Source organism: Streptomyces sp. SID11385, assembly GCF_010548245.1.
Taxonomy (GTDB): domain Bacteria; phylum Actinomycetota; class Actinomycetes; order Streptomycetales; family Streptomycetaceae; genus Streptomyces.
Window position 1 is genome coordinate 1 of record NZ_JAAGLR010000025.1, and the last position, 487, is coordinate 487.

The window sequence follows — 487 nt, forward strand, 5'->3', positions numbered from 1 at the left end:
CGGCGCGCCGCGCGTCGTAGGCGGCGGCGACGCGCGCGGGGTCGACGGCGCCCGTACGCCACAGGTGGGCCAGGGCGCGCTGGCTCAGGTGACTCACCCAGCCGGGCCCGAGTCGCTGCCGGCCGCGCAGCCGGTCGAGCGTCGTCTCGTCCCCCGTGAGCACGGCGATCCGCAGATCGGGTCCGTACGCCTTGGCCGCCGAGCGGACGAAGGCCCAGTGCCGCGTCGTACCGGCGAGCGGCACGGGCGGGCCCGCGACGATGCCGTGCCCGTGGTCGTCCTCGACGAGCAGCGTTTCCGGATGCGCGACCAGCAACTCCCGCAGGAGGGCGGCACGTTCGGCCGTGAGCACCGCGCCGGTGGGGTTCTGGGCGCGCTCGGTGACGACGAGGGCGCGGGCGCCCGCGTCGAGCGCGCGCGCCACGTCGGCGGGCACGGGCCCGTCCTCGTCGACGCCGACGGGGACCGCGCGCAGCCCGAGCGCCGG

At 78.4% G+C, this 487-nt stretch carries 1 protein-coding gene; it reads right to left on the minus strand.

Features of this window, described 5'->3' with window-relative positions; genetic code table 11:
- Positions 1 to 487 (minus strand): aminotransferase class I/II-fold pyridoxal phosphate-dependent enzyme (locus tag G3I42_RS00925; protein ID WP_164281946.1); only part of this gene is annotated, 487 nt, incomplete at both ends.